Annotated in this window: 22 protein-coding genes; 13 read left to right on the top strand and 9 right to left on the bottom strand. The window is 71.9% G+C overall.

The window, feature by feature from the left end; genetic code table 11:
• Nucleotides 1-13 precede the first annotated feature (13 nt).
• A complete protein-coding gene (locus tag AB0F03_RS05500) occupies nt 14-910 on the bottom strand; it encodes an RNA polymerase sigma factor SigF (protein WP_361986818.1) in 897 nt (298 codons plus the stop codon).
• Nucleotides 911-1,156: 246 nt separating this feature from the next.
• Here AB0F03_RS05500 and AB0F03_RS05495 point away from each other — a divergent pair, with 246 nt between their 5' ends.
• The gene (locus AB0F03_RS05495) at nt 1,157-1,534 is read left to right on the top strand and encodes an STAS domain-containing protein (RefSeq protein ID WP_356817472.1); all 378 of its coding nucleotides are present in this window, start codon (nt 1,157-1,159) and stop codon (nt 1,532-1,534) included.
• 335 nt (nt 1,535-1,869) lie between these two features.
• Nucleotides 1,870-2,439: an ATP-binding protein gene (locus tag AB0F03_RS05490; RefSeq protein WP_361986816.1), complete on the top strand. Its 570-nt coding sequence runs from the start codon at nt 1,870-1,872 to the stop codon at nt 2,437-2,439.
• Nucleotides 2,440-3,536: 1,097 nt separating this feature from the next.
• Here AB0F03_RS05490 and AB0F03_RS05485 read toward each other — a convergent pair.
• Nucleotides 3,537-5,042: an oligopeptide:H+ symporter gene (locus AB0F03_RS05485; RefSeq protein WP_361986814.1), complete on the bottom strand. Its 1,506-nt coding sequence runs from the start codon at nt 5,040-5,042 to the stop codon at nt 3,537-3,539.
• A 488-nt stretch (nt 5,043-5,530) separates the two neighbouring features.
• Between AB0F03_RS05485 and AB0F03_RS05480 the strand changes: the two genes are divergently transcribed.
• Entirely contained in the window at nt 5,531-6,208 is a 678-nt protein-coding gene (locus AB0F03_RS05480; RefSeq protein ID WP_030653180.1) for a response regulator transcription factor, read from the top strand.
• A gap of 38 nt (nt 6,209-6,246) precedes the next feature.
• Nucleotides 6,247-7,518, top strand: coding sequence for an ATP-binding protein (locus AB0F03_RS05475; protein WP_361986812.1), 1,272 nt, complete (start codon nt 6,247-6,249; stop codon nt 7,516-7,518).
• Between the two features lie 57 nt (nt 7,519-7,575).
• On the opposite strand, the gene AB0F03_RS05470 is transcribed toward AB0F03_RS05475, so the two are convergent.
• Entirely contained in the window at nt 7,576-8,079 is a 504-nt protein-coding gene (locus AB0F03_RS05470; RefSeq protein WP_361986810.1) for a GtrA family protein, read from the bottom strand.
• Nucleotides 8,080-8,261: 182 nt separating this feature from the next.
• On the opposite strand from AB0F03_RS05470, the gene AB0F03_RS05465 reads away from it, so the two are divergent.
• The 3 genes from AB0F03_RS05465 to AB0F03_RS05455 are packed head-to-tail and all read left to right on the top strand — an operon-like array spanning nt 8,262 to nt 11,103.
• Nucleotides 8,262-9,401 carry a 5-(carboxyamino)imidazole ribonucleotide synthase gene (locus AB0F03_RS05465; RefSeq protein WP_361986808.1) on the top strand — a complete coding sequence of 380 codons (1,140 nt, stop codon included), beginning with the start codon at nt 8,262-8,264 and terminating at the stop codon, nt 9,399-9,401.
• Nucleotides 9,398-9,919, top strand: coding sequence for a 5-(carboxyamino)imidazole ribonucleotide mutase (gene purE, locus AB0F03_RS05460; protein WP_356817460.1), 522 nt, complete (start codon nt 9,398-9,400; stop codon nt 9,917-9,919). Before AB0F03_RS05465 ends, purE begins: the two co-directional genes overlap by 4 nt.
• On the top strand, nt 9,916-11,103 hold the full coding sequence (locus AB0F03_RS05455) for a dipeptidase (RefSeq protein ID WP_361986806.1): 1,188 nt from the start codon (nt 9,916-9,918) through the stop codon (nt 11,101-11,103). Before purE ends, AB0F03_RS05455 begins: the two co-directional genes overlap by 4 nt.
• Here AB0F03_RS05455 and AB0F03_RS05450 read toward each other — a convergent pair.
• Nucleotides 11,052-12,182 (bottom strand): alkene reductase, encoded by a 1,131-nt coding sequence (locus AB0F03_RS05450; RefSeq protein WP_361986804.1) that lies wholly within the window; start codon nt 12,180-12,182, stop codon nt 11,052-11,054. The genes AB0F03_RS05455 and AB0F03_RS05450 overlap by 52 nt on opposite strands.
• Before the next feature lie 54 nt (nt 12,183-12,236).
• Here AB0F03_RS05450 and AB0F03_RS05445 point away from each other — a divergent pair, with 54 nt between their 5' ends.
• Nucleotides 12,237-12,596 (top strand): MerR family transcriptional regulator, encoded by a 360-nt coding sequence (locus AB0F03_RS05445; protein ID WP_361986802.1) that lies wholly within the window; start codon nt 12,237-12,239, stop codon nt 12,594-12,596.
• 127 nt (nt 12,597-12,723) lie between these two features.
• Nucleotides 12,724-13,830 (top strand): dipeptidase, encoded by a 1,107-nt coding sequence (locus tag AB0F03_RS05440; RefSeq protein WP_361986800.1) that lies wholly within the window; start codon nt 12,724-12,726, stop codon nt 13,828-13,830.
• 4 nt (nt 13,831-13,834) lie between these two features.
• Here the strand turns inward: AB0F03_RS05440 and AB0F03_RS05435 are convergent, their stop codons facing one another.
• Together AB0F03_RS05435 and AB0F03_RS05430 are read right to left on the bottom strand one after the other, a co-directional pair.
• Entirely contained in the window at nt 13,835-14,221 is a 387-nt protein-coding gene (locus tag AB0F03_RS05435; RefSeq protein ID WP_361986798.1) for a VOC family protein, read from the bottom strand.
• 132 nt (nt 14,222-14,353) lie between these two features.
• A complete protein-coding gene (locus AB0F03_RS05430) occupies nt 14,354-14,713 on the bottom strand; it encodes a VOC family protein (RefSeq protein ID WP_361986796.1) in 360 nt (119 codons plus the stop codon).
• A gap of 84 nt (nt 14,714-14,797) precedes the next feature.
• Here AB0F03_RS05430 and AB0F03_RS05425 point away from each other — a divergent pair, with 84 nt between their 5' ends.
• A complete protein-coding gene (locus AB0F03_RS05425) occupies nt 14,798-15,304 on the top strand; it encodes a CGNR zinc finger domain-containing protein (RefSeq protein ID WP_361986794.1) in 507 nt (168 codons plus the stop codon).
• Nucleotides 15,305-15,395: 91 nt separating this feature from the next.
• Here AB0F03_RS05425 and AB0F03_RS05420 read toward each other — a convergent pair whose 3' ends face one another.
• A complete protein-coding gene (locus tag AB0F03_RS05420; protein WP_361986792.1) occupies nt 15,396-16,739 on the bottom strand; it encodes a UDP-glucose/GDP-mannose dehydrogenase family protein in 1,344 nt (447 codons plus the stop codon).
• 188 nt (nt 16,740-16,927) lie between these two features.
• Here AB0F03_RS05420 and AB0F03_RS05415 point away from each other — a divergent pair, with 188 nt between their 5' ends.
• Both AB0F03_RS05415 and AB0F03_RS05410 read left to right on the top strand, forming a co-directional pair.
• Nucleotides 16,928-18,085 (top strand): acyl-CoA dehydrogenase, encoded by a 1,158-nt coding sequence (locus AB0F03_RS05415; protein WP_361986791.1) that lies wholly within the window; start codon nt 16,928-16,930, stop codon nt 18,083-18,085.
• Between the two features lie 201 nt (nt 18,086-18,286).
• Entirely contained in the window at nt 18,287-18,649 is a 363-nt protein-coding gene (locus AB0F03_RS05410) for a four-helix bundle copper-binding protein (RefSeq protein ID WP_361986789.1), read from the top strand.
• A gap of 69 nt (nt 18,650-18,718) precedes the next feature.
• Here AB0F03_RS05410 and AB0F03_RS05405 read toward each other — a convergent pair whose 3' ends face one another.
• Nucleotides 18,719-19,996: an LCP family protein gene (locus AB0F03_RS05405; RefSeq protein ID WP_361986787.1), complete on the bottom strand. Its 1,278-nt coding sequence runs from the start codon at nt 19,994-19,996 to the stop codon at nt 18,719-18,721.
• Between the two features lie 118 nt (nt 19,997-20,114).
• On the opposite strand from AB0F03_RS05405, the gene AB0F03_RS05400 reads away from it, so the two are divergent.
• Nucleotides 20,115-20,663 (top strand): acyl-CoA thioesterase, encoded by a 549-nt coding sequence (locus AB0F03_RS05400; RefSeq protein WP_361986785.1) that lies wholly within the window; start codon nt 20,115-20,117, stop codon nt 20,661-20,663.
• A gap of 106 nt (nt 20,664-20,769) precedes the next feature.
• Here AB0F03_RS05400 and AB0F03_RS05395 read toward each other — a convergent pair whose 3' ends face one another.
• Nucleotides 20,770-22,152: an LCP family protein gene (locus AB0F03_RS05395; protein WP_361986783.1), complete on the bottom strand. Its 1,383-nt coding sequence runs from the start codon at nt 22,150-22,152 to the stop codon at nt 20,770-20,772.
• Nucleotides 22,153-22,338 lie beyond the last annotated feature (186 nt).

The following is a 22,338-nucleotide window of genomic DNA, read 5'->3' as shown; positions in this document are numbered from 1 at the left end:
GTGCAGGAAAGGGTCACTCCTCCACGGTCAGTCCCTTGCGGAGCCGGACCAGCGTGCGCGACAGCAGCCGGGACACGTGCATCTGGGAGATGCCGAGTTCCTCACCGATCTCCGACTGGGTCATGTTCGCCACGAACCGCAGCGAGAGGATCTTCCGGTCGCGGGACGGCAGACCGGCGATCAGCGGCTTGAGCGACTCGATGTACTCGATGCCCTCGAGCCCGTGGTCCTCGTACCCGATGCGGTCCGCGAGCGCGCCCTCGGAGTCGTCCTCGTCGGGCTGGGCGTCCAGCGAGGAGGCGGTGTAGGCGTTCGAGGCGGCCATGCCCTCGACGACCTCCTCATTGGAGAGGCCGAGCCGCTCGGCGAGTTCCGCGACCGTCGGGGCGCGGTCCAGCTTCTGCGCCAGCTCGTCCCTGGCCTTGGCGAGGTCCAGCCGCAGTTCCTGGAGCCGGCGCGGGACGCGCACGGACCACGAGGTGTCGCGGAAGAAGCGTTTGATCTCACCGATGATGGTCGGCATCGCGAATGTGGGGAATTCCACACCGCGGGCCAGTTCGAAGCGGTCGATCGCCTTGATCAGGCCGATGGTGCCGACCTGGACGATGTCCTCCATCGGCTCGCTGCGGGAGCGGAAGCGGGAGGCGGCGAACTTCACGAGCGCGAGGTTCAGCTCGACGAGCGTGTTGCGGACGTACGCGTGCTCGTGCGTCCCTTCCTCCAGCGACTCCAGGCGCTCGAAGAGGGTCTTGGACAGCGCCCGCGCGTCGACCGGGCCGATCTCGTCGTACGGGGGGATCTCCGGGAGTCCCTCGGAGGGATCGAGGGCGCCGATGGGATGATCCAGTTGTTCCGGTGGGGGTGTCGACGTCGCGATGGGGGTATGCGATGCGTCGAGCCGGGGTGACATGGGTGTCCTCCATCGTTCTCGGCATAAGGCTGCCGAAGCCAGTGCGTGCACTACCGTGTGCGGCGCCTCCGAAGCCGACGTGTAGGGATGTGTGTCCTTACTAGCCCTACCCGCTGCACCGAGCGAGTCGCAAGTGCAATGTGTTGCGATATGTCCGTTTGTGCGCGGTTGTTCGGGTGTCGGAGTGCGCGGGGAAGGCGTAATGTTCGAGGGCATCAGCAGCCACGACCTCGGGAGAGAGACGGCATGGACCACGGGACGGTCGGCAGCGCACAGTCGGGCCGGCTTCTGGTGGAGGTGCGGGAAGAGGGCTCCAGCGCCGTAGTGACACCGGCCGGAGAGCTGGACCACCACACCGCCGATCTTCTGCGGGAGCCCCTCGACGACCTTCTGGCCAAGGGCTTCGCGCGGCTCGTGGTGGACTGCTCACGCCTGGAGTTCTGCGACTCCACGGGGCTGAACGTCCTGCTCGGCGCCCGGCTGAAGGCGGAGGCCGCCGGAGGCGGTGTCCACCTCGCCGGAATGCAGCCAGTGGTCGCCCGCGTGTTCGAGATCACCGGGGCCGAGGCGGTCTTCACCGTCCATGACTCCCTGGAGGCGGCCCTGGCCGACGGTGCCGACTGACCCGCCGCCCAGCGCGGCCCGTCCGCGCACCCGCCGCCGGCCGCTTTCGGGCGTTGCACGCGTCACGCCGAACACAGGGGTGTTCCGCCGGATCGGTCGGGCAGGAGAGGGCAGAAGAACCAGGAGGCGACCGGACGGCCGCCGGCCGCCGGACCCTGCCGGACCCGGCGAACGGCCTGGGACGGGACCTGCCTCGGCGGACCGGTGGTCACAGGACCCCGCACGGACCACGTGCGGGCGACGGCCGGACGACGTACGACCCGGCACCGGTGGTGCCGGACCTTTGACCGCACTTTTAGGATCATGAACTGGTGAATCGGTGAGGTGAAGCGCTGATGAGCACCACCCGGCCTTACTCGCCGGGCGACCGCGGCCCGGAGCCCAGCGGCGCTTCCGGGGCGTCCGAGAGGGTTGTGCCGGCCGTCGGCGCAGCCACGGGGGCAGCCGCGCCGTCCGTGCCGTCCGGCTCGTCCGGCGGCACACCGCAGGAACGGAGCCCGCAGCTCCGCAGACTCCGTCTGGAGGGCGAGAGCGGGGTCGTCCCCCTCGCCCGTGACTTCACCCGCCAGGCGCTGTACGCGTGGGGCTGGCTGCCCGCCGACTCCGCGGACCAGCGGGCCGCCGCCGAGGACGTCCTGCTCGTCGTCTCCGAACTGGTCACCAACGCCTGCCTGCACGCCGAGGGTCCCGACGAGCTGTTCCTCTCCTGCGACAACAAGGTGATCCGGGTCGAGGTCTCGGACCGGGGCGCGGGCCAGCCGGCCCCGCGCACCCCGCACCGCGCCGGCCGCCCCGGCGGGCACGGCATGTTCATCGTGGAGCGGCTGTGCCTCGACTGGGGCGTGGTCCGCGCCGCCGGGCGCCCCGGCAAGACCGTCTGGGCGGAAATGGGCGCCCCCGCCTGACCGTTGCCGCGAGGCGGCGCGCGAGCGCCGCCCGACCGTCACCGAAGCCCAGCGTTCCCCCACACCGTCACCACCCGGTCGGACCGACGACCGGAACGCGCGGTACGGCCACGCGTGCCTGCCGGCGAGGCGGAAACACACGCCGTTCCTGTCGCCGGGCAGACGGATGGATCAGGACGTGCGGTACGGCTGTGACGTGCCTGCCGGCGAGGACGGTAGCGCTGCCTCCCGACGCCCGGGCGGTGGGCGGCACGCCGGCAGTTCCACGAGCCCCGGCTTGCCCGGACGGTGGATCCGCCCGGCCGGACGGCCCGACGGCCAGGCGCCTGATACGGCCCTGACGTGCCCGCCGCCCCGGACAGAAGCCCTGACGCCCCGGCCGGCCGGGCGGGCCGCGAGCGGGAACGCCGGCACTCAGCAGGCGGCCGGCGGTGACAGCGACTCCGGCGGCGTCGCAGGGCCCGGCGACAGCGACGGCGACCACGGCACGCGGGGGCGGTGACCACGCCCCCCTGACGGGCGGGGCGCTGTCCAGACGCCTGCCGAGGCGCGGGACGCGCCGAGCCGCGGCCCTGCCCCCTTCGCCGCGCCCGGCGTCCGGGCCACGGCCTCGCCCGCCGTCGGCCCCGGCGCCTCGCCGGACACCGCACCTCGCGGCCCCACCGCCCGCCGGTCGGCACCCGCACGCCGCAGCACCCCGCGAAGGTCCTGGAGGGTTGCCGTGCCCGGCAGGTCACCGCACCTCGCGGCCCCGCCGCCCGCCGGTCGGCACCCGGAGGCCGCAGCACCCCGCGAATCCCCGGGAGCCGCCGAACCTCGCAGGCAGCCTCAGACCGCCGCAGCCCGCACCCCCCCCGCAGAGCCGCCGCACCCCCCGCCCCCCCCTCCGGACACCCGCCGAACCCCGCAGCCCGCCGCCCCCCCCCCCGCAAGACCCGCGGACCCCGCAGCCCCCCGAAACTGCCGCAGGCCCCCGCAGCCCCGCAGGCCGCCCCTCCCCGCAAGTCGCCCGGCGGGCCGCCTCTCCCTTCCGCAAAAAGCCCGGAGGGCCGCCGCATCCCGGGATGCGGCGGCCCTCCGGCCGTGTCCAGTGGTCGTCAGTTCACGTTGCCCATGAGCTTCTTGACCTTGTTGCGGTACATCCACACCGCGACACCGGCGATCACGGCGAGCACGGCCTCCAGGGCGACGAAGCCCATCTTGTCGAGGTTGACGCCGCCGACGGCCGGGTTGGACAGCAGCGCGGTGATCGAGTCGCCCGCGGTGACCGCGAGGAACCAGACGCCCATCATCTGCGAGGCGTACTTCTTCGGCGCCATCTTCGTCGTCACCGACAGACCCACCGGCGACAGCGTCAGCTCACCGACGGTCTGCACGAAGTAGATCGCGACCAGCCACAGCGCCGCGGCCTTGTGGCCGCCCTCGGCGATCGACAGCGGGGCGAGGAAGAGGAAGAAGGACGCGCCCACCAGCACCAGGCCGGAGGAGAACTTCACGATCGTGCTGGGCTCCTTGCCGCGCCGGTTCAGCCACAGCCACAGCCAGGCGAAGACGGGCGCCAGGGCCATGATCATGACCGGGTTGACCGACTGGTACCAGGAGACCGGGAACTCCCAGCCGAGGACCGAGTTCTTGGCCGAGTCCGAGGCGAAGATCGACATGGTCGAGCCGCCCTGGTCGTAGATCATCCAGAAGACGGCGGCGGCCACGAAGAACCAGATGTACGCCGACACCTTCGAACGCTCCGCCGGCTCCAGGTCCTTGTCGCGCAGGATCCGGGTGATGACGAGGATCGGCACGATGAGGCCGATCAGGGTGAGCGGGATCAGCGCCCAGTTCAGGGTGAAGTGGCCGGAGAAGCTCACGGCGCCGTAGAAGACGGCGGCGACGGCCAGCCAGATCAGGCCCTTGCGCAGGGTGGCGGCCTTCTCCGCGGCCGACAGCGGGGTGGGGACCTCGCTGCTGCGCGGGCTGAGGTGACGCCCGCCGAGCAGGTACTGGACGAGACCCAGCGCCATGCCCAGGGCGGCCAGCGCGAAGCCCAGGTGCCAGTTGACGTTCTCGCCGACGGTGCCGATGACCAGCGGCGCGACGAAGGCGCCGAGGTTGATGCCGATGTAGAACAGCGTGAAGCCGGCGTCGCGGCGCGGGTCGTCCGGGCCCTTGTACAGGTGGCCGACCATCGTGGAGATGTTGGCCTTCAGCAGGCCGGAGCCGATGGCGACGAGACCCAGGCCGACGAAGAAGCTGGCGGCGACGGGCAGCGCCAGGCACAGATGGCCGAGCATGATGACCAGACCGGCGACGGCGACCGTCTTGCGGGGGCCGAGCACCCGGTCGGCGAACCAGCCGCCGGGCAGGGCGAGCAGGTAGACGAGCGACACGTACACGGAGTAGATCGCGGTCGCCGTGCCCGCGTTCATGTGCAGGCCACCCGGGGCCACCAGGTACAGCGGGAGCAGGGCCCTCATGCCGTAGTAGGAGAAACGCTCCCACATCTCGGTCATGAAGAGAGTGGCCAGTCCGCGGGGGTGGCCGAAGAAGGTCTTCTCGGACCCGGGGGTGCCCGGGCGGACCGAGTCCTTCGTCAGGCTGGACGCCATGGTCGTTCCTTGCTGGTCGGGACGCGCGGTCGAGCGTGCGCGCCCGGTGGGGGTGCGGCCGGCACCGGCGGGGTCGGCCGTCCACCCCCACGCCCAGGGGGAGTCCGTTCCGGATCGCGGAGCGGTGGGCGGCGACCACCGGGATCCACGCCCCGACGCGTCACTGCGTCCGGAGCCCGGCCAGAGGTCATTCCTTTCAAGGCTGATCTTCATCAGCCCGCACACAAAAGAGACCTTCAGCGTCACTGCCCGCCAAAGGCCCCCGGTGTACTACAGGCGTTCAGGTCACCATACGGCAGGACACCGCCGGATATGGAAGGACTTGAGACGCGGATCACAGGTGTCATGGGAACCGCACGAGGGAATTCGAAGGCTCCTTCTACGATCCCATCCCCAGGTCAATGGTTCGTACCAGTGGGCCGCGAAGGTAAGAAGTCCGGGAAGCGATCACGCCCCGGCACCCTCCGCGAGCGGTCTACCATCACCTCATGACCCGTGTACTGCTCGCCGAGGACGACGCGTCCATCTCGGAGCCGCTGGCCCGCGCCCTGCGCCGGGAAGGTTACGAGGTCGAGGTGCGCGAGGACGGACCCGCCGCGCTCGACGCCGGAATGCAGGGCGGTGTCGACCTGGTCGTGCTGGACCTGGGACTGCCCGGCATGGACGGCCTGGAGGTCGCCCGCCGGCTGCGCGCCGACGGTCACACCGTGCCGATCCTCATCCTGACCGCGCGGGCCGACGAGGTGGACACCGTCGTCGGCCTGGACGCGGGCGCCGACGACTACGTCACCAAGCCCTTCCGGCTCGCCGAACTGCTGGCCCGGGTCCGGGCCCTGCTCCGGCGCGGCGCCGCCGAGCCGCAGCAGCCGCCGGCCACGCACGGGGTACGGATCGACGTCGAGTCGCACCGGGCCTGGATGGGCGACGAGGAACTCCAGCTCACCGCCAAGGAGTTCGACCTGCTGCGGGTGCTGGTGCGGGACGCCGGCCGGGTCGTGACCCGGGATCAGCTGATGCGCGAGGTGTGGGACACCACCTGGTGGTCCTCGACCAAGACCCTCGACATGCACATCTCCTGGCTGCGCAAGAAGCTCGGCGACGACGCGGCGAACCCGAGGTACATCGCGACGGTCCGCGGTGTGGGCTTCCGCTTCGAGAAGAGCTGAGCCCGGACCAGCGACAGCGACAGCACAGGTGACCGACCATGCGCCGACGTCTCATCCAGTCCACCCTCGCCGTCGTCCTGGTGGTGATCGCCGTCTTCGGTGTCTCCCTGGTGATCGTGGAGACGCGGACGATCAGCAACAGCGCCCAGGAGCGGGTGTACTCCGAGGCGGTGCGGCTGGCCAGCATCGTCGACAGCCGGATACTCGCCGCCGAGAACGTCAACGCGGACGTGCTGCGCAATCCGGTCAGCAAAGAGCAGTACGCGGTGATCCGCATGCCCGGCCGGCCGCCCATCGAGATCGGCACCCCGCCGGAGGGTGACGTCATCCGGGCCCGGCAGGCGGGCGAGGAGGGTGAGACCGTCACCGTGGAGGAGCCGCGCTCCGCGGTGACCCGCGAGGTCGGCCGCACCCTGCTGATCATCGGCCTGGTGGCGCTGCTCGCCGTGGTCGCCGCCGTGCTCCTCGCCGTCCGCCAGGCCAGCCGGCTCGCCTCCCCGCTGACCGACCTCGCCGAGACCGCCGAGCGCCTCGGCTCCGGCGACCCGCGCCCCCGGCACAAGCGCTACGGCGTCCCCGAGCTGGACCGGGTCGCCGATGTGCTGGACTCCTCCGCCGAGCGGATCGGGCGCATGCTGACCGCCGAGCGGCGCCTGGCCGCCGACGCCTCCCACCAGCTCCGTACGCCGCTGACCGCCCTGTCCATGCGGCTGGAGGAGATCACCCTCACCGACGACCCGGACACGGTGAAGGAGGAGGCGACCATCGCGCTGACGCAGGTGGAGCGGCTGACGGACGTCGTCCAGCGGCTGCTGACCAACTCCCGCGACCCGCGTACCGGCTCCGCCGTCACCTTCGACCTCGACGAGGTCATCCAGCAGCAGCTCGCCGAGTGGCGGCCCGCCTACCGCAGCGCCGGCCGGGCGGTCGTCAGCTCCGGCAAACGGCATCTCCAGGCGGTGGGCACCCCGGGCGCGGTCGCCCAGGTGCTGGCCGCGCTGATCGAGAACTCCCTGATGCACGGCGGCGGGACCGTCGCCCTGCGCACCCGGGTCACCGGCAACCAGGCTGTGATCGAGGTCACCGACGAGGGGCCCGGTGTGCCGGCCGACCTCGGCGCGCGGATCTTCGAGCGCACGATCAGCGGGCGGAACTCCACGGGCATCGGCCTGGCCGTCGCCCGGGACCTCGCGGAGGCCGACGGCGGCCGCCTGGAGCTGCTCCAGGCGCAGCCCCCGGTCTTCGGCCTGTTCCTGTCCCGCACGCCCCCGGCCCGCACCCCGGACGAGGACCGCCCGACGGTGCGCTGAGGGCGTCCGTCACAGGACGCGCCGCGAGCGTTTCAGGGCGCGCCGCGGGCGCTCCCGTCAGCGGACGCGCTGCTGCGGCTCGGACGCGTGCGGCGCCGGGTGCGCCTCGGCCGCGAGGATCGACTCCGCCTCGCGGGACGGCAGCGCCCGGAACACCCAGGTGCGGTACGACCAGAACCGGAACAGGGTCGCGACGCCGATGCCGACGAACTTGAAGACATTGCTCTGGAGCGGGCTGTCCCAGCCGAAGCCGTAGGTCGCCAGGTACAGCAGGCCGTTCTCGATCACCAGGCCGATCGCGCTGAACAGCAGGAACAGCGTGAGTTCCTTGGTGCGGCCGTGCTTGTCGCGGTCCCGGTAGGTCCAGTAGCGGAAGCCGACGTAGTTGAAGACGATCGCCACGACGGTCGCGATGACGCCGGCCCGCACCACCGGCAGCCCGGAGACGTGCCGGACGAGGTTGAAGACGCCGAGGTTGACGAGGACGCCGGCGCCGCCGACGGCCCCGAACTTGGCCATCTCGCCTACGAGCCGTTGCAGCCCCGAGGAACGAGGTTCCATGGCTGGGCAGCTCCCGTCGGTAGGTTCCGTCAACGCCGCCATGCTATCCGGGCCGGGGCGCCGATGCCCGTGGGCCGGACCACGTCCCGGAAACAGGTCGGAAAGAGCCGGGAAAGCGCTGGGTAAGAGATCGAGGGCGGGACGGGATCCGGCCGCCCCGCCGTGGCCGATACGCTAGGGGTGTGACGTTCCCGGTAGTCGGCATGGTCGGCGGGGGGCAGCTCGCGCGTATGACGCACGAGGCGGGCATCCCGTTGGGCATCAGGTTCAAGCTTCTCAGTGACACTCCTCAGGATTCCGCGGCGCAGGTCGTCGGTGATGTCGTCATCGGCGACTACCGCGACCTGGACACGCTGCGCGAGTTCGCGCGGGGCTGTGACGTGATCACCTTCGATCACGAACACGTGCCCACCGAGCATCTGCGTGCCCTGGAGGCGGACGGCATCCCCGTCCGTCCCGGACCGGACGCGCTGGTGCACGCCCAGGACAAGGGCGTGATGCGCGCGCGGCTCGACGCGATCGGCATCCCGTGCCCGCGGCACCGGATCGTGCGCGATCCCGCGGACGTCGCGGCCTTCGCGGCGGAGGGCGACGGCTTCCCGGTCGTCCTCAAGACCGTCCGCGGCGGCTACGACGGCAAGGGCGTGTGGGTCGTCGGCTCCGCCGAGGAGGCCGCCGCGCCGTTCCGGGCGGGCGTGCCGGTCCTCGCCGAGGAGAAGGTCGACTACGTCCGCGAGCTGGCCGCCAACGTCGTACGCTCCCCGCACGGCCAGGCCGTCGCCTACCCGGTGGTGGAGTCGCAGCAGGTCGGCGGCGTCTGCGACACCGTCATAGCCCCCGCGCCCGACCTGGACGAGGCCCTGGCCCTGCACGCCGAGCAGCTGGCGCTGACCATCGCCAAGGAGCTGGGCGTCGTCGGCCACCTCGCCGTGGAGCTGTTCCAGACCCGCGACGGCCGCATCCTGGTCAACGAGCTGGCGATGCGCCCGCACAACTCCGGCCACTGGACCATGGACGGCGCCGTCACCTCGCAGTTCGCCAACCACGTCCGCGCGGTCCTCGACCTCCCCCTCGGTGATCCCCGTCCCCGCGCGCCGTGGACGGTCATGGTCAACGTCCTGGGCGGCGACTACCCGGACATGTACGGGGCGTACCTGCACTGCATGGCCCGCGACCCCAAGCTCAAGATCCACATGTACGGCAAGGACGTGAAGCCCGGCCGCAAGGTCGGACATGTCAACACCTACGGCGACGACCTGGACGACGTGCTGGAGCGCGCCCGTCACGCAGCCGGCTACCTGAGAGGCACGATCACCGAATGAGCCCCGTTGTTGGCATCGTCATGGGGTCGGACTCCGACTGGCCCGTCATGGAAGCCGCCGCCAAGGCCCTGGACGAGTTCGAGATCGCCTACGAGGTCGACGTCGTCTCCGCGCACCGCATGCCCCGCGAGATGATCACGTACGGGGAGCAGGCCGCCGACCGCGGACTGAAGGCGATCATCGCCGGTGCGGGCGGCGCCGCCCATCTGCCCGGCATGCTCGCCTCCGTCACCCCGCTGCCGGTCATCGGGGTGCCGGTGCCGCTGAAGTACCTGGACGGTATGGACTCGCTGCTGTCCATCGTGCAGATGCCGGCCGGTGTCCCGGTCGCCACGGTCTCCGTCGCCGGTGCCCGCAACGCCGGTCTGCTCGCGGCCCGGATGCTCGCCGCGCACGACGAGGACCTGCTGCACCGGATGCGCGACTTCCAGCAGGACCTCAACGACCAGGCCACCGAGAAGGGCAAGCGGCTGCGCGCCAAGGTGGAGGGCGCGAGCGGCTTCGGCTTCGGGAAGTGACCGCGGCGACGTCCCTGGCCCGGGCCCGGGAACTGCTGCGCGAGTTCCCGGTCGTCGACGGCCACAACGACCTGCCGTGGGCGCTGCGCCAGACGGCCGGCTACGACCTCGACAAGCTCGACATCGCCGCCCACCAGGACGCCCACCTGCACACCGACCTGCCGAGGCTGCGCGAGGGCGGCGTCGGCGCGCAGTACTGGTCGGTGTACGTGCCCGCCGAGCAGCCCGAGCCGGTCGCGGCCACCCTGGAGCAGATCGACTGCGTCCGGCAGCTGCTCGCCCGCTACCCGGCGGACCTGGCGCCCGCGCTGACCGCCGCGGACATGCGCCAGGCACGCCGGGACGGCCGTATCGCCTCCCTGATGGGCGCCGAGGGCGGCCACTCCATAGCCAACTCGCTGGGCACCCTGCGCGGTCTGCACGCGCTCGGCGTGCGCTACATGACGCTCACCCACAATTCCAACGTCGACTGGGCGGACTCCGCGACCGACGAGCCGAGGGCCGGTGGCCTCACCGCGTTCGGCCGTGAGGTCGTCCGGGAGATGAACCGGCTCGGCATGCTGGTCGACCTCTCGCACGTCGCGGCCACGACCATGCGCGACGCGCTGGAGACGGCCTCGGCACCGGTGATCTTCTCGCACTCCTCCGCCCGCGCCGTCTGCGACCACCCGCGCAACATCCCCGACGACGTCCTGGAGCGGCTGCCCGCCAACGGCGGGGTGGCCATGGTGACGTTCGTGCCGAAGTTCGTGCTCCAGGCGGCCGTCGACTGGACGGCCGCGGCCGACGAGAACCTGCGCGCCCACGGCCTCCACCACCTGGACACCGGCCCGGAGGCGATGAGGCTGCACCGCGCCTTCGAGGAGCGCTCCCCGCGTCCCGTCGCCACGGTGTCGACGGTGGCGGACCACCTCGACCACATGCGCGAGGTGGCCGGCGTCGACCACCTGGGCATCGGCGGCGACTACGACGGCACCGCGTTCACCCCGGACGGCCTCAGCGACGTCTCCGGCTACCCGAACCTGCTCGCCGAGCTGCTCGACCGAGGCTGGTCCAAGGCTGACCTGGCCAAGCTGACCTGGCAGAACGCGGTCCGTGTGCTGGGCGCCGCGGAGGACGTGGCCCGTGACCTTCAGGCCACCCGGGCGCCGTCCCTCGCCACCATCGACTCGCTCGACGGCTGACGGTCCAGGGTGGGGTAGTCGTTGTAGCCCTCCGCCCCGCCCACGTACATGAAGTACCGGTCCCGGACCGGGTTGAGCGGCGCGCCGGCGCGCAGCCGCTCGACCAGGTCCGGGTTGGCGAGGAACGGCCGGCCGAGTGCCACCAGGTCGGCGCCGGCCGCCAGCATCTCCCGCGCGGCCCGGGTGACGGCCTCGCCCGACAGGTCGGTGAGATCCGGGTTGCCGATCAGGACGCCGGGCCAGCCGGCGCGGATCCGCCGGTACCAGCCGGCCCCCGGATCGGAGCGCACCAGGCTCAGATAGGCCAGGCCCAGCCCCTTCAGACGGGCGAGGAGCGCGTCGTACAGGGCGTCGGTGTCGTCCTCCCGGACGCCGTTGACGGTGCTCGCGGGGGAGACGCGGATGCCCACCCGGTCCGCGCCGATCGCGTCGGCCACCGCCTCGGTCACCTCCACCGCGAACCGCACCCGCCGCTGGACGCAGCCGCCGTAGCCGTCCGTGCGGAGGTTGGTGTTGTCCGCGAGGAACTGGTGCAGCAGCATCCCGTTGGCCGAGTGCACCTCCACGCCCTCGAAACCCGCCTCGACGGCCCGCCGCGCGGCGGCGGCGAAGTCGGCGATCGTCGCACGGATGTCGTCCGCCGTCATCTCACGGGGCACGGCGGCCGGCCGGTGCCCGCCCGGAGTGAAGATCGTCTCCGGCAGCGGAACGGGCGAGGGCGCGACCGGGGTGAGCCCGGTGGTCTCCGGGTGGCCGACCCGGCCGCCGTGCTGGAGCTGGAGGAACATCCGCCCGCCGGCCGCCCGCACCGCGTCGGTGACCCGCCGCCAGCCGGCCGTGTGCCGGTCGGTGTGGATCGCGGTGATGTCCGGGTACGTCTGCCCGGCCGGGCTGGGCGTCGAGCCCTCGGCGACGATCAGTCCGGCGGTGGCGCGCTCGGCGTAGTGGGTGACCATGAGCGGGGCCGGGGTGCCGTCCGGCTCCGCACGGTTGCGGGTCAGCGGCGCCATCACCAGGCGGTTCGGAAGTGTCAGCCGGCCGAGCCGGGCCGGGGCCAGGAAGTCAGTTGTCCGCGTCATGCCGGCACGGTAGAACCTGACACTGATGTCAGATTCAAGCCCGGAGGTACCGGCATGAGAATCGGTGAACTGGCCCGGCGCACCGGTGTGAGCGAACGCTCGCTGCGGTACTACGAGACCCGCGGGCTGCTGAGCAGCGACCGCACCCCCGGCGGCCACCGCGACTACCCGGACGCGGCCGTCGACCGCGTCATCCGCGTCCAGGAGCTGTACGCGGCCGGCCTGAACAGCGAGAAGATCCGGCAGCTGCTGCCCTGCATGCGTGACCGGGACGGCGGCCCCTCCGCGATCGCCACCCCCCGGCTGGTCACCGACCTCACCGCCGAACGCGACCGCATCGACCGCGTGATCGCCGACCTCCGGCGCACCCGGGAGACCCTGGACGAGGTCATCCGCACCGCCCGCGAGACCTGACCGCCGTACCCCCGAACGCCCCGCTCACCAGGAAGCGTTCGTCCTCCCCGTGCGACCGTGGGCGGTACGCCAGCCACGTCACGACGTAGCTCACGAACGACGTGGCCCACGACGTACGGAGCCCGCCATGGCCGACCTCCAGGACGACGTCCCCGCCCCCGCCGAGGTCGGCGGGGAGGACGGCCTGCCGGACGACCCCTTCCCTCCGCCGCACGCGCCGGCCGGGGAGATGCTGGAGCGGGCACACGCCCTGCTCGCCGCCCATCCGGTCGCGGACGGCTACAGCGGCCTGCCCTGGGCCCTGCGCCATCTGCCCCGGTACGACCTCGAACTGGGCGAGGCCGCGATCGACACGGACGTGCCGCGGATGCGCGAGGGCCACGTCGGCGCCCTGTTCTGGTCCCTGCACCTGCCCGAGGGCCCAGGCGGCGAGCGCGTCGTGGCGGCGACCCTGGAACAGCTCGACCAGGTGCGCACGGTCGTCGAGAGCCACCCCGAGGGACTGCGCCTGGCGCACACCGCCGGCCAGATCATCGACGCCCGCAACTGCGGCCGGGTCGCGGTCGTGCCGGGCCCCGCGCACGGCACCGCGCTCGGCGACTCCCTCGGCATCCTGCGCGTCCTGCGCGCCCTGGGCCTGCGCGTGCTCAGCCTCGCGGGCACGGCCTGGACGGACCGGCCCGGGCTGACCCGGTTCGGCGAGGAGGTGGTGCGCGAGATGAACCGGCTCGGCGTGCTCGCCGACGTCTCCGGCGCCTCCCCGGCCACCGTGGAACGGACCGTCGCCCTGTCCAAGGCTCCCGTGCTGTGCACCCGCTCCGCCGCCCGCGCCCTGCGCCCGCACCCCGCCAACCTGCCCGACGACCTGCTCGCCGCGCTGGGCGGGGCCGGGGGCCTGTGCATGGTGCCGCTGACCGCGGAGCAGACCGGACCGACCGTCCACGACGTCGCCGACCACCTCGACCACGTCCGGGACGCCGCCGGCCCCGAGTGCGTCGGCCTGTCCGGCACCTACGACTCCGGCGCCGCCCACCCCCACGGCCTCGCCGACACCTCCCGCTACCCCCACCTGATCGCCGAACTGCTGCGGCGCGGCTGGTCCGAGACGCAACTGTCGCTGCTGACCTGGGGCAACGTGCAGCGGGTGCTGCGCAGCGCCGACTTCGTGGCCCGGGCCGCGCAGCACCGCCGGGAGCCGTCCAACGCCAAGATCACCGAGCTGGACGCGCCCTAGGGTCTCACTCGATCCGGCACAGGCAGAACGGGTGCCCGGCCGGGTCCGCGTACACCTGGAAGTCCTTCTTCTCCCGGTCCGCCACGTCCAGCGGGCGGGCGCCGAGCGCCAGCACCCGCTCGTGCGCCGCGTCGAACTCCGCCCAGGTGCTGCCCGCGTCGAAGTCCAGGTGGAACTGCTGGCCGTTGCGGTCCGCGCGCGGCCACTCCGGCGGGGTGTGCCCCTCCGCCCGCTGGAAGGCCAGCCGCGGCCCGTCCGGGACGTGCAGCACGACCCAGTCGTCGTCCTCGGCCTGCGGGGTGCCCCCGGCCACCGCCGCGTAGAAAGCGGCCAGCGCGTGCGGATCGGGACAGTCGAGCACGACGGAACGGAGACGGGCGACGGACGCCATGATGTCCTCCTTCGGAAAGGACTCGGGAAACGGCTTCAGGACGACTTCGGGAACGACTCCCGAACGGCTTCGGCTTCACAAGCGGCTTCGTAAGCGACTCCGGAACGGCTCCGGGACCGGCCTGCGCCCCGGTCAGCAGGCGCAGAGGCAGAACGGGTGCCCCGCGGGATCGGCGTAGACACGGAAGCCGCGCGAGCGGTCGGCCGCGTCCAGTGGCTTCGCCCCCAGCTCCAGCACCCCCTTCTCGGCCGCGTCCAGGTCCTCCACCACCAGGTCCAGGTGGAACTGCTGCGAGTCGTCCGGGGCGGGCCACCGCGGCGGGACGAACCCCGGCGCCCGCTGGAAGGCCAGCGCCGGCCCGCCGGGCACCTTCAGGTCCACCCACTCTCCCTCCCCCTCCACCGCGCCGCCCAGCACACCGGCGTAGAAACCGGCCAGCGCACGGGGGTCGGGACAGTCCAGGACCACGACACCGAGCTTGGCGAGAGCCATGACGAACCTCCTTGTGTTACCCGTATGCCCGGGTAACCGGTAACGGTCACCGCATGCTCCCGCATCGGGGGTAACGTCGCAAACATGAGCGAGAGAACGGCCGCTCCCGGCGGCCTGGCCCTGATCGAGTCCCTCGTGAACACGCTGGACATCGAGACGGGCGCCGACTCGCTGGACACCGCGCAGGGCCGCGCCCGCCTCGGGATCACACGGGCCGCGCTGGCCGACACCCGCGAGCTGCGCGAGTCGCTGCGGGCCGCGCTGCTCGCCCACGCCGGCCACCCGCCGCACCGCACGGTGACCCCGCTGGGCACCCTGCTGGCCCGGGCCCCGCTCCACGTCACCGTCGACGGCCACGACGGCTCGGCCCGCCTCGTCCCCGCCGACGAGAGCCCGCTGCTCTCCCGGGTCGCCGCCGCCGTCGCCGAGGCGCTCGTCGCGGACACCTGGACCCGGCTGAAGGCCTGCGAGGCCGACACCTGCCACTGGGCGTACTACGACCGCAGCCCCGCCGGGCGCGGGCGCTGGTGCTCGATGCGGGTGTGCGGGGCCCGCGCGAAGATGCGGCGGTACCGCGCGAAGGGATCCTGAGCCGGCGCGATGTGGTGCAGAATGCGGAAAGACGCCGGTTCGGCCGACTGAGCCTCGGCCGAACCGGCGTCACCCGCGACAGCCTGTCCGGTTACGCGGTCGGGCGTCCCATCGCCCGGTACGTCCACCCCGCCCGCCGCCACAGCTCCGGGTCCAGGGTGTTGCGCCCGTCCAGCAGGACCCGGCCCTCCGCGGCCTCGCCGAGCGCCACCGGGTCCAGCTCGCGGAACTCCTGCCACTCGGTCAGGTGCAGCACCACGTCCGCGCCCCGGGCGGCCGCCAGCGCCGAGTCGGCGTAGCCCAGGGTCGGGAAGACCTTGCGGGCGTTGGCCATGCCCTTCGGGTCGTACACGGTGACCTGGCCGCCCTGGAGGTGGATCTGGCCGGCCACGTTCAGCGCGGGGGAGTCACGGACGTCGTCCGAGTCCGGCTTGAAGGTGGCACCGAGCACCGCCACCCGCCGGCCCAGGAAGGAGCCCCCGCCGAGCGCCTCCCGGGTCATCTCGACCATCTGGCCGCGCCGGCGCATGTTGATGGAGTCGATCTCGCGCAGGAACGTCAGCGCCTGGTCCGCGCCCAGCTCACCCGCGCGGGCCATGAACGCCCGGATGTCCTTGGGCAGGCAGCCGCCGCCGAAGCCGATCCCGGCACGCAGGAACTTCCGCCCGATCCGGTCGTCGTGCCCGATGGCCTCCGCGAGCCTCGCCACGTCACCGCCCGCGGCCTCGCACACCTCCGCCATCGCGTTGATGAAGGAGATCTTGGTGGCGAGGAAGGAGTTCGCGGCGGTCTTCACCAGCTCCGCGGTCGGGAAGTCGGTGACGACGAACGGCGTGCCGTCGCCGACCGGGCCGGCGTACACCTCGCGCAGCAGCTTCTCCGCGCGCTCGCTGTGCACGCCGACGACGATCCGGTCCGGGTGCAGGGTGTCCTGGACGGCGAACCCCTCGCGCAGGAACTCCGGGTTCCAGGCGAGTTCGGCGTCCGCGCCGGCCGGGGCGTGCTCGGCGAGGTAGGCGGCCAGCCGGCCGGCGGAGCCCACCGGCACCGTCGACTTGCCGACGACCAGGGCCGGGCCGCGCAGATGCGGGGCAAGGGAGGCGATCGCGGAGTCGACGTACGACATGTCGCAGGCGTACTCGCCGTGCTTCTGCGGTGTGTTCACGCACACGAAGTGCACGTCGCCGAAGGCACCGACCTCGGCCCAGTCCGTGGTGAACCGCAGCCGCCCGGTGGCGCCCTCGATCCCGGCCACGTGCCGGCGCAGCAGCTCCTCCAGACCCGGCTCGTACATCGGGGTCTCGCCGCGCTCCAGCATGGCGATCTTCTCGGGTACGACGTCCAGGCCCAGCACCTCGAAGCCCAGCTCGGCCATGGCCGCGGCGTGGGTGGCGCCTAGGTAGCCGGTGCCGATCACGGTGATCTTCAGGCTCATGCGAGTGCTCCAGCTCCGGTCCGTCGGTCCTTCGGTCATGCGGTGCAAGAGCATAGTCGGGGCGCTCACCGGGCAGATTTCCCGCTGTCACCAAGCTCACGTAGGCGTGTTCGCGCCAGCGCTCTAAAATTCAGTTACTTAACGGTAATTAGCGTCAGTATCACTGCGTCTTTGGAGCGTGAGAGACCGTGGCCGGATCGGCTGACTTCGACCTGTACCGCCCGTCCGAGGAGCACGACATGCTCCGTGACGTCGTCCGGGCCCTGGCCGAGGCGAAGATCGCGCCCTACGCCGCCGCGGTGGACGAGGAGGCCCGCTTCCCGCAGGAGGCGCTCGACGCCCTGGTGGCCAACGACCTGCACGCCGTGCACGTCCCCGAGGAGTACGGCGGCGCCGGCGCCGACGCGCTCGCCACGGTCATCGTCATCGAGGAGGTGGCCCGCGTCTGCGTGTCCTCCTCGCTGATCCCGGCCGTGAACAAGCTCGGCTCGCTCCCGGTGATCCTCTCCGGCTCCGAGGACCTGAAGAAGAAGTACCTCGGCCCGCTGGCCAAGGGCGACGCGATGTTCTCGTACTGCCTCTCGGAGCCGGACGCCGGCTCGGACGCGGCCGGCATGAAGACCAAGGCGGTCCGCGACGGCGACCACTGGATCCTCAACGGCGTCAAGCGCTGGATCACCAACGCGGGCGTGTCGGAGTACTACACGGTGATGGCCGTGACCGACCCGTCGAAGCGCTCGAAGGGCATCTCGGCGTTCGTGGTCGAGAAGTCCGACGAGGGTGTCTCCTTCGGCGCGCCCGAGAAGAAGCTCGGCATCAAGGGCTCGCCGACCCGCGAGGTCTACTTCGACAACGTCCGCATCCCCGCCGACCGCATGATCGGCGAGGAGGGCACCGGCTTCGCCACCGCCATGCAGACCCTGGACCACACCCGCATCACCATCGCCGCCCAGGCCCTCGGTGTCGCCCAGGGGGCCCTCGACTACGCCAAGGGCTACGTCCAGGAGCGCAAGCAGTTCGGCAAGCCGATCGCCGACTTCCAGGGCATCCAGTTCATGCTCGCCGACATGTCCATGAAGATCTCGGCGGCCCGCGCGCTCACCTACCAGGCCGCCGCCGCCTCCGAGCGCGGCGATGCCGACCTCACCTACCTGGGTGCAGCCGCCAAGTGCTTCGCCTCCGACACCGCGATGGAGGTCACCACCGACGCGGTCCAGCTCCTCGGCGGCTACGGCTACACCCGCGACTACCCGGTGGAACGCATGATGCGCGACGCCAAGATCACCCAGATCTACGAAGGCACGAACCAAGTTCAGCGGATCGTGATGGCGAGGAACCTGCCGTAGCGGGACGGCACGGATCTCCCCGGCCCCCGGCGTGTTCGCCGGGGGCTGTTGTCGTCACCCGGCGCACCGGTCGGCCCCGGTCGACCCCGGTCGGCCGTAGGGCCGTAGGGCCGTAGGCCGACGTGCGGTGCGGCGGTGCGGGACGTAGGACGGAAGCAGACGGGGGCCGCCCCGGATCCCCACCGCCTCCGAGGAGGAGCCATGACCCAGTCCCGGATGATGCCCGCCATCAGCCAGCAGATGCAGGACTGCATCGAGGCCTGCATGAGCTGCCACAGCATGTGCGAGGAGACCATGAGCTCCTGCATGCAGCAGGGCGGTCAGGCGCAGATGCAGGTCATGCGCGCGCTCATGGACTGCTCCGAGGCGACCCGGATGTGCGCCGACATGATGATGCGGCGCTCGCCCATGGCCGGCGAGATGAGCGCGCTCTGCGCGAAGGTCTGTGACATGTGCGCCGAGGCGTGTATGTCCATGCCGGACGACCAGCAGATGATGCGCTGTGCGGAGGCGTGTCGCCGCTGCGCCGAGAGCTGTCGCGCGATGGCGGGCGCCACGATGTGACCCGGCTCCGCTGAGCCACGCGTCAAGGGCACCCTCGCGGGTGCCCTTGCACCGTGTCCGCGCCGGCCGTCAGTTGCCGGCGACGGTGACCTTCTCGTCGTTGTTCAGTTCCTTGACGAGGGTCTTCACCTTCGCCTTGTCCCAGAGCAGGTTGCCGCCGGCCGAGCCGGAGATCGGCATGTTCATCGAGGTGCCGTCACCGCCGCTGACGCCCTTCATCGCCCAGAACATCGAGGCCAGGTCCCACAGCGACATGTCCTTGTCGACGATGAGGGAGTCCAGGCCCGCACCCATGGTCGGGTAGAGCTTGAAGGGGTTGAGGACCGTCGACGGGGTGGCCACCTGGTGGGCCAGGGCGGCCAGGAACTTCTGCTGGTTCTTGGTGCGCTGGAGGTCGGACGCGGCGAACGCGTGCCGGGTGCGGACGAAGGCGAGGGCCTGCCGGCCGTCGAGGGTCTGCTTGCCGGCCTTGAAGTCGGCGCCCGACCACTTGTCCTTGAAGCCCTTGTCGATGGTGATGTCGACCCCGCCGACCGCGTCCACGATGTTGGCGAAGCCCTGGAAGCCGATCTCCACGTAGTGGTCGATGTGCAGCCCGGTGTTGTACTCGACCGCGCGGACCAGCAGGGTCGGTCCGTCCTCGGCGTAGGCCGCGTTCAGCTTCTCGTGCCGGCCTCTGGCGGGGTAGGTCTTCCCGGACGTCGAGCCCCGGTACGACGGGATCTCCACGTCGGAGTCGCGCGGCAGCGAGACCAGTGTGTCGCCGTTGCCGCCGACGTGCAGGATCATCATCGAGTCGGTGCGCTTGCCCTCGGCGCCACCGGTGTGCAGGTTCTTCTCGTCCTGCTTGGACATGCCCTCCCGGCTGTCGGAGCCGACGATCAGGTAGTTCGTGCCGTCGCCTCCCTCCGGCCGGTCGATGACCGTGGAGAGGTCCACCTCGCGGCGCAGCTTGGAGTCGGCCCAGAAGTAGGTCGCGACCGATGTGACGACCACCACGGTCGCCACCGTGATCGCCGTCCACTTGATCCGGCGCCGCCAGTTCGGCGCGGGGCGCGGGGCGCGGCCGGCCGCCGCGCCGGGGGCGCCCGGGCCACGGCCGCCGGGAGCGCCGTAGACCTGGCCGGTGTTGTAGCCGCCGTCATACGCGTCGTGGCCGCCGTCGTCGTGCCCCCGGCCGTCGACGTACGAGGGCTGCTGCGGCACGCCGGCCCCGTACGGCGGCGCCGACGGCCCCCGTCGCACCTGGCGCATCACGCGCGCGCCCTCAGGCTGCGCGCCGGCACTGCCGCGTCCGTGGCGCGTGCCGCGGTTGTCGTCGGACCATCCCTCGGGCCAGTCATTCATGGGCCCCAGTGTGCAGGGCCCCGCCATGTGCTCCACAAGGGCTGTCGGAAAATCAGAGCGCCGCTGTTGCGAACCCGACACAAAGTCCGCGAAGGGGGCTCGGCATAAGGTGGAGGGCATGACAGATCAGGCCACGGACAGGGAAACGGACATCCCGGGCAAGCCCACGTCCTCCTCGCGCACCACCCTCAGCCACATCATGACCCACAACGACACCAACCTGCTGGGTACGGTGCACGGCGGGGTGATCATGAAGCTGGTCGACGACGCGGCGGGCGCGGTGGCCGGCCGGCACTCCGGCGGCCCCGCCGTCACCGCGTCGATGGACGAGATGGTGTTCCTGGAGCCGGTCCGCGTCGGCGACCTGGTCCATGTCAAGGCCCAGGTGAACTGGACCGGCCGGACCTCCATGGAGATCGGCGTCCGGGTCCTGGCCGAACGCTGGAACGAGTCCGACCCGGCCACCCAGGTCGGCTCGGCCTACCTGGTCTTCGCGGCCGTGGACGCCGACGGCAGCCCGCGCCGGGTGCCGCCGGTCCTCCCCGAGACCGACCGCGACCGCCGCCGCTACCAGGAGGCCCAGATCCGCCGCACCCACCGTCTGGCCCGCCGCCGGGCGATCCGCGAACTGCGCGAGAAGCGCGCCGCGGAGGGCTTCGAGGACTAGGGCCCGTCGTTCGGAACGAAAGCCCCTGGCCACGGGCCCGGTCCGCCGCCGGTCCCCGCCGCCCCACGGTCCCGCTCCCGCGTCCTACGGGTCCCGCTCCCGCGTCCTACGCGTTCCCGGAGCAGACCACCTCGTTGCCCCGCACCACGTCCTGCTCCGGCTGCGCCGGGTCCTCGAAGCGGACCTTGCGCACCTTGCGTACGTCGCCGAATTCGGGTCCGGCGATCACCCTCAGCAGCGGGCCCTGGCCCGGGGCCGCGCGCAGTTCGCTGCCCGGCAGGGCCGCGGTGAGGGAGCGGGCGGAGCGGTCCCAGCGGGGGTCGTAGGAGATCACCGTGTGCCCGACGCGGGCGGGGGCGGTCACCGGCTGCCGGGTGGTGGCGAAACCGTTCGCCGCGAGCGCGGCGTCGACCTGCTTGGCGAGCCCGGCCGTGCCGGAGCCGTTCTGCACCTGCACCCGGATCTGGGCCGGGGCCACCTCCACCGGCACCGGTGCCGGGCCGTGGTGCGGGCGGTCCACGGTGAGCGGTTTGTCGTCGCGCAGCGCCTGGAACAGCTTGGCCGCCTTCGCCTGGTCCCACTTCAGGGTCGAGCCGATGCCCTTGACCTGGTAGTTCATCTGCGCGAGGGGAACGGTGGTGAACTCGGAGGACGACGGGGAGAAGTTCCGCATCGCACGGCCGAGGTCGAGCAGTTCGTCGGTGCCGAACCCCACGTCGGCACGGACCGAGCCGAGCACCGCCCGGGTCACGTCCCGGAACCGCATCGGGTTCAGCAGCACCCCGGAGGAGGTCGCCTTCTCGATCAGCGCGGCCAGGAACCGCTGCTGCCGCTTCATCCGGCCCAGGTCGCTGGCCCCGTCGACATGCCGGGCGCGCACGTACTGGAGGGCCTGCCCGCCCATGAGGGTGTGCGTGCCGGGCGGGAGGTCCAGGCCGGTGTACGCGTCCTTCAGCGGTGTCGGCGTGCAGACCTTCACCCCGCCGAGCACGTCCACGGTCCGCATGAAGCTGCTGAAGTCGACCTCCAGGTAGTGGTCGATCTTCACGTGGGTCATGCTCTCGACGGTGCGGATGGTCAGCTGGGGGCCGCCCTCGGCGTAGGCCGCGTTGAGCTTGACCGGGTGCGGGCCGTGGCGCTGACCGGAGTTCTGGTCGACGTGCGCGGGCATCTCGGCGTAGGAGTCGCGCGGCAGGCTCACCACGGTGGCCCGCTCCCGGCCCTCCGCGATGTGCACGATCATCATGGTGTCGGTGCAGTGGCAGGGCTCACCGCCCAGCCGGTACGCGCGCCGCTCCCGCTCGCCGATCTTGTCGCGGCCGTCGGTGCCGACGAGCAGGACGTTCATGCCGTGGCCGGCCCGGGGGCGGTTCTTCATGTCCTTGAAGGCGTCGATCCGGGCGATGCCCGCATCCAGGCTGCTGACGACCGCGTGTCCGATGCCGGCCGAGGCGAGCACCACGACCGAGAGGGTGGTCACCGCCCGCATGGCCCAGCGTGGCCGCCGGGGTGGCCGGACGGAGCGCACGGGCCGCTCGGGCGGGCGCGGTACACGGCGGGGTGGTTGCGGTCGGGGCTGCGGACGCGCGGGCGACCGAGGCGGGCTGGGCAAGGGGGACACCTCCGGACGAGTCCGTACGTGGGATCCGTGAGCACAGTAGGGCGATACGATCTC

Origin of the sequence: Streptomyces sp. NPDC028722 (assembly GCF_040637655.1) — a bacterium.
In the GTDB taxonomy this organism is placed as follows: domain Bacteria; phylum Actinomycetota; class Actinomycetes; order Streptomycetales; family Streptomycetaceae; genus Streptomyces.
The sequence above is the reverse complement of the archived record's forward strand: the minus strand, read 5'-3'. Positions and strand labels throughout refer to the sequence as shown.

What these genes read in the sequence shown, in the direction of transcription:
- AB0F03_RS05500 (WP_361986818.1), bottom strand. Translation starts at nt 910, where the DNA reads ATGTCACCCCGGCTCGACGCATCGCATACCCCCATCGCGACGTCGACA.
- AB0F03_RS05495 (WP_356817472.1), top strand. Translation starts at nt 1,157, where the DNA reads ATGGACCACGGGACGGTCGGCAGCGCACAGTCGGGCCGGCTTCTGGTG.
- AB0F03_RS05490 (WP_361986816.1), top strand. Translation starts at nt 1,870, where the DNA reads ATGAGCACCACCCGGCCTTACTCGCCGGGCGACCGCGGCCCGGAGCCC.
- AB0F03_RS05485 (WP_361986814.1), bottom strand. Translation starts at nt 5,042, where the DNA reads ATGGCGTCCAGCCTGACGAAGGACTCGGTCCGCCCGGGCACCCCCGGG.
- AB0F03_RS05480 (WP_030653180.1), top strand. Translation starts at nt 5,531, where the DNA reads ATGACCCGTGTACTGCTCGCCGAGGACGACGCGTCCATCTCGGAGCCG.
- AB0F03_RS05475 (WP_361986812.1), top strand. Translation starts at nt 6,247, where the DNA reads ATGCGCCGACGTCTCATCCAGTCCACCCTCGCCGTCGTCCTGGTGGTG.
- AB0F03_RS05470 (WP_361986810.1), bottom strand. Translation starts at nt 8,079, where the DNA reads ATGGAACCTCGTTCCTCGGGGCTGCAACGGCTCGTAGGCGAGATGGCC.
- purE (WP_356817460.1), top strand. Translation starts at nt 9,398, where the DNA reads ATGAGCCCCGTTGTTGGCATCGTCATGGGGTCGGACTCCGACTGGCCC.
- AB0F03_RS05450 (WP_361986804.1), bottom strand. Translation starts at nt 12,182, where the DNA reads ATGACGCGGACAACTGACTTCCTGGCCCCGGCCCGGCTCGGCCGGCTG.
- AB0F03_RS05445 (WP_361986802.1), top strand. Translation starts at nt 12,237, where the DNA reads ATGAGAATCGGTGAACTGGCCCGGCGCACCGGTGTGAGCGAACGCTCG.
- AB0F03_RS05440 (WP_361986800.1), top strand. Translation starts at nt 12,724, where the DNA reads ATGGCCGACCTCCAGGACGACGTCCCCGCCCCCGCCGAGGTCGGCGGG.
- AB0F03_RS05435 (WP_361986798.1), bottom strand. Translation starts at nt 14,221, where the DNA reads ATGGCGTCCGTCGCCCGTCTCCGTTCCGTCGTGCTCGACTGTCCCGAT.
- AB0F03_RS05430 (WP_361986796.1), bottom strand. Translation starts at nt 14,713, where the DNA reads ATGGCTCTCGCCAAGCTCGGTGTCGTGGTCCTGGACTGTCCCGACCCC.
- AB0F03_RS05425 (WP_361986794.1), top strand. Translation starts at nt 14,798, where the DNA reads ATGAGCGAGAGAACGGCCGCTCCCGGCGGCCTGGCCCTGATCGAGTCC.
- AB0F03_RS05420 (WP_361986792.1), bottom strand. Translation starts at nt 16,739, where the DNA reads ATGAGCCTGAAGATCACCGTGATCGGCACCGGCTACCTAGGCGCCACC.
- AB0F03_RS05410 (WP_361986789.1), top strand. Translation starts at nt 18,287, where the DNA reads ATGACCCAGTCCCGGATGATGCCCGCCATCAGCCAGCAGATGCAGGAC.
- AB0F03_RS05405 (WP_361986787.1), bottom strand. Translation starts at nt 19,996, where the DNA reads ATGAATGACTGGCCCGAGGGATGGTCCGACGACAACCGCGGCACGCGC.
- AB0F03_RS05400 (WP_361986785.1), top strand. Translation starts at nt 20,115, where the DNA reads ATGACAGATCAGGCCACGGACAGGGAAACGGACATCCCGGGCAAGCCC.
- AB0F03_RS05395 (WP_361986783.1), bottom strand. Translation starts at nt 22,152, where the DNA reads ATGCGGGCGGTGACCACCCTCTCGGTCGTGGTGCTCGCCTCGGCCGGC.